Genomic DNA, 3,598 nt, shown 5'->3' with positions numbered 1-3,598 from the left:
ACCATGCCCTAGCCGCATGTCCAGCTTTTGGGGGTCACCTCACCTGCGTGGCTGAGCGCGGTCCACCACGCAACCCGCAGCCACGCAGGGCGTGGCTCTACGGATCCGCGATTACCTGCGCGACTCCCGCGACGGCACCATCTGCGCCCTCCGCACAATCCCCAGCTGCTCAATAATCAGCGCCAGCTCATTGGTGACCTGCGTGCGGCTCCTGCCCTGTGGCACCAGGCGCTCCAGCACCTGTTGGTAGGTGGTCCAGAACTCCGGGCCGCAGCCATGCTTGCTGTAGCTGGCCTCCAGCTCGGAGCGCACGCCGTCAGCCAAGTCATTTCTGCCGTATCGCATACGACCTCCGTGAACTTGTCCTGCTTCGGTGACGAGCTGCCCCTGTCAACGCGCTGTGTGGACCACATAGCGCGCTTCACTCGCGGTTCACTTGAACTTTGCACGCTCTTCGCGACAAGTCAATTGCAAGCGCCAAATTGATGGCGCTTGGGATGAAGCGTTCAGGCATGTGAAATGTTGTCCAGCGGTGGACGTTCCTGGAGCGCGGTCGGCATTTTGGCACTACCGGCACAGACGTGGTCCGGCCATTTAGGGGGCCTTTGACCGACTCTGGCCAATCAGACATGAAAAAGGAGTTACCCATGCATGCAAACAGTAATGACCGGGCGAGGATCACCACCCGGGTCACCGCTCATGAGCATCAGGACATCGAAGAGCATTCGATCATTCGACTGGGCCAGAACGACATGAAGCGCTTTGTGGATGCGCTCGACAACCCCACGCCGATCTCTGAACGTCTAGCTGTCTCTCTGAAGCAGCATCTGGAGACACGACAGCATGAAACTGGACGTTGTCGTAGTACCGTTCGGTGGGTGCCCAAGCCGCGCTGATTTCGAGCTGGGAACTCGTAGAGCCGGGCTTGCCCGGCTTCTCAACGCGCACGGACTCCGTCAGCCGGGCAAGCCCGGCTCTACGACAGCGATGTCCCCATCCATCGCGACCGCGTGGAGCGACGCATAACGCGCTGCAAACGACACAAGGAATTCGTGCACACAAGAATCACTGGCGCACATGTCGCGCCGGAATGCCGTCAGAAGTCGACCAAACTGGCGCATGATCTGCGCCAGAACACCGTTTTTCGAGCCATACGCGTCAACGATAGATGGTGCCTATCGAAACCGCGCGGAACGCAAGAAAACAGCCACTTCACATCCGTTTGCGCGTCCGGCAGTGTGGGCCTCGGAGATTAGAAAACTCCATGACGGCGATGATTGGATATCCCAGTCGGGAAGGCAGCGAATACAACACCCCGATCAGGGGAAATAAGCTTGCTCCGCTTCGCCGTTAGCGGTTTTCTAACCTCCCGACGCCTTTCCCACAGGGGGAAAGGCCTTTCCCGGGAGTCTGAGATGTACACGTTCTGGGCCTTCATCCATCGCTTCGAGCTGCCCACTCGAGGCCTTCGCTTACGTCTTCCGCGCGCCTGCCGCCCTTCGGCGTTGCCTCTTCGCGCGCGCATCCAAGACTTATAACGCCGGGCGCTGACCCGGCCATCTGATCGGCATGCCGCCGCGCCATTGCTGCGCGCCGCGTTGCCACTTCGTTGAACTCATTCGTTACCCAGTTTCGGGAGGATCCCATGTGCGAGCAGTGTTCCTTTGCAGGTGTTGTTGACCATGCGAATTCAGAGCGCCCTCAAGGCGGCCATGCAAGCGGAGCGGTGCAGCCTGCGCCGCTGTTTCAGCCCTCAGCGAGCATCCATCCAGGGCGCGTGTTGATGGACGACTACCTGCGCCCTGCCGGCATTTCCATTCGGCGGCTGGCGGACTCCATCCGGGTCAAGCGTGGTCGATTGGAATCGGTGATTGGTGGCCGCAGCAGCATCAGTGCGGAACTGTCGCTGCGGCTGGGGCGTTACTTCGGTGACCCGCCGGCGTACTGGCAGGATCTGCAGGCGAAACACGACATGGAAATGGCGTACTGCGCCTGGGGCGAGGACATCGACCTGATCCGCCCGCGCGTGCGCTGGTAGGACGGTCGGGATGGGTCGCCATGTGTACGGTACGGCCCGGGTTGTCAGTTCGTGCGCAGCCCGGCCAGCACGGCGGGCTGTTGCGCAGAGTGCGGGGAGTTCGGGTATGAGTCTGGTGATGGTGTTGGAGATTGAGTCCGGGGTGACGCTGGATGATGTGGCGTTCACGCTTCGGTCGCTGGGTCTGCCTAGCGACGTTGACCAGAATATCTGGGCTGGACTGCTGCCGGGGTGCAGGTGTGCGTTTGGGTTCAAGCAGCACGCTGTTCCGCTTGCTTTAGGGGCAAGAGGCATGCAGGTGGAGTGGAGTGTGGGGTTGACGGTGACGTTTCACTTTCGGGCTGCGCATATGTTGCGGAGCCTGCATGAGATCTATCGGTTGATTGAGGTGTTCTCGAAGCAGCACCGGTATCGGTTTGTGCTGTCGTTTCAGTACGAGCGGGTTTATGCGGTGCGGGATGAGTCCGGATTGGATCTGGTGTGGAAGATTTCGTAGAGCCGGGCTTGCCCGGCTGCTGTTCGCGCTGACCAGCACCGGTTTCGATTTGGGGTCATGCGTTAACGAATGTTGCGCATTTCAGGGCCGTCGTCTTTCGACCGACGCTACCGGGTCCACGAATGAATTTTGATTTTCCGTGGCCACCGACCCACCGTCTGGGGCGTGCCGGGGTGGGTTTGCGGGACCGTCAAAAACATGGATGTTTTCGACGAGCCCCCATGGATGGGTTTACGGCGTGTCCCGCAAACCCACCCCGGTGCGCCCAAGCATGGGAGCCAGTGAGTACCGGTTGTTCGCCCAAAGCCAACAGCAGCCGGGCAAGCCCGGCTCTACGGAACATCGGCCAATAAAAAACCCCCTGACGGATCAGGGGGTTTTATATGGAGGCCTGGGTCGGAATCGAACCGGCGTACGCGGATTTGCAATCCGATGCATGACCACTCTGCCACCAGGCCGGTGACTCTATAAAACAACACCCCGTGACCGGGGTGCTGTCAGATTCTGGAGCGGGAAACGAGACTCGAACTCGCGACCTCAACCTTGGCAAGGTTGCGCTCTACCAACTGAGCTATTCCCGCAAAATCAGGCGCGTATGTTACCGAAACCACCGTAAACACACCAGCCTTTTTACACTTTATTTCACATCCAGCGCCCTTGCCGGGGTGCCGAAGCCCGCGTGCCACCGCGGAGAAAAACAAGGCCCCACAGGGGCCTTGTCGAAATCTGGAGCGGGAAACGAGACTCGAACTCGCGACCTCAACCTTGGCAAGGTTGCGCTCTACCAACTGAGCTATTCCCGCAGACTTGCTGCCCAACGACGTGTCGTCGAAGGAGCGCTATTGTGTCGGGATTCCTTCACGTCGTCAACATCTTTGATGACAGTATTCAGCGGTCCATGCGCAGCCCGCGCCGGTGAAAGTAGATCTGCTCGGCCGCCCGCCGCACCATGCCCGCCCCCAGCATCAGGTCCAGCGGCCAGTCCTGCTGCAGGTGGTCCATGGCCCAGCGCAGCGCGCGCTTGCGCCGGAACGTAGGCACCGCGCGGGCCGCCACCGCCTCCG

4 protein-coding genes and 3 tRNA genes are annotated in these 3,598 nt (G+C 60.4%); 3 read left to right on the top strand and 4 right to left on the bottom strand.

Annotated features, from left to right (window positions below):
* Positions 1-111 precede the first annotated feature (111 nt).
* Positions 112-345 carry a hypothetical protein gene (locus RT551_RS21455; protein ID WP_313462225.1) on the bottom strand — a complete coding sequence of 78 codons (234 nt, stop codon included), beginning with the start codon at positions 343-345 and terminating at the stop codon, positions 112-114.
* A 302-nt stretch (positions 346-647) separates the two neighbouring features.
* Here RT551_RS21455 and RT551_RS21450 point away from each other — a divergent pair, with 302 nt between their 5' ends.
* From RT551_RS21450 to RT551_RS21440, 3 genes are all read left to right on the top strand, one after another.
* Positions 648-896, top strand: a complete 249-nt coding sequence (locus RT551_RS21450) for a DUF1778 domain-containing protein (protein WP_313462223.1) — start codon at positions 648-650, stop codon at positions 894-896.
* A 749-nt stretch (positions 897-1,645) separates the two neighbouring features.
* Positions 1,646-2,038 carry a HigA family addiction module antitoxin gene (locus tag RT551_RS21445; RefSeq protein WP_313458148.1) on the top strand — a complete coding sequence of 131 codons (393 nt, stop codon included), beginning with the start codon at positions 1,646-1,648 and terminating at the stop codon, positions 2,036-2,038.
* 106 nt (positions 2,039-2,144) lie between these two features.
* Positions 2,145-2,534: a hypothetical protein gene (locus RT551_RS21440; RefSeq protein WP_313458146.1), complete on the top strand. Its 390-nt coding sequence runs from the start codon at positions 2,145-2,147 to the stop codon at positions 2,532-2,534.
* 384 nt (positions 2,535-2,918) lie between these two features.
* Here RT551_RS21440 and RT551_RS21435 read toward each other — a convergent pair.
* From RT551_RS21435 to RT551_RS21425, 3 genes are all read right to left on the bottom strand, one after another.
* Positions 2,919-2,992, bottom strand: a tRNA-Cys gene (locus tag RT551_RS21435).
* Positions 2,993-3,039: 47 nt separating this feature from the next.
* Positions 3,040-3,115, bottom strand: a tRNA-Gly gene (locus tag RT551_RS21430).
* A gap of 146 nt (positions 3,116-3,261) precedes the next feature.
* Positions 3,262-3,337, bottom strand: a tRNA-Gly gene (locus RT551_RS21425).
* Positions 3,338-3,598: the final 261 nt, after the last annotated feature.

This window comes from Stenotrophomonas sp. (assembly GCF_032103445.1).
In the GTDB taxonomy this organism is placed as follows: Bacteria; Pseudomonadota; Gammaproteobacteria; order Xanthomonadales; family Xanthomonadaceae; genus Stenotrophomonas.
This window is presented reverse-complemented; position numbering and strand designations above follow the sequence as displayed.

Coding starts and splice junctions, on each gene's coding strand:
- RT551_RS21455 (WP_313462225.1), bottom strand. CDS start 345: ATGCGATACGGCAGAAATGACTTGGCTGACGGCGTGCGCTCCGAGCTG.
- RT551_RS21445 (WP_313458148.1), top strand. CDS start 1,646: ATGTGCGAGCAGTGTTCCTTTGCAGGTGTTGTTGACCATGCGAATTCA.
- RT551_RS21450 (WP_313462223.1), top strand. CDS start 648: ATGCATGCAAACAGTAATGACCGGGCGAGGATCACCACCCGGGTCACC.
- RT551_RS21440 (WP_313458146.1), top strand. CDS start 2,145: ATGAGTCTGGTGATGGTGTTGGAGATTGAGTCCGGGGTGACGCTGGAT.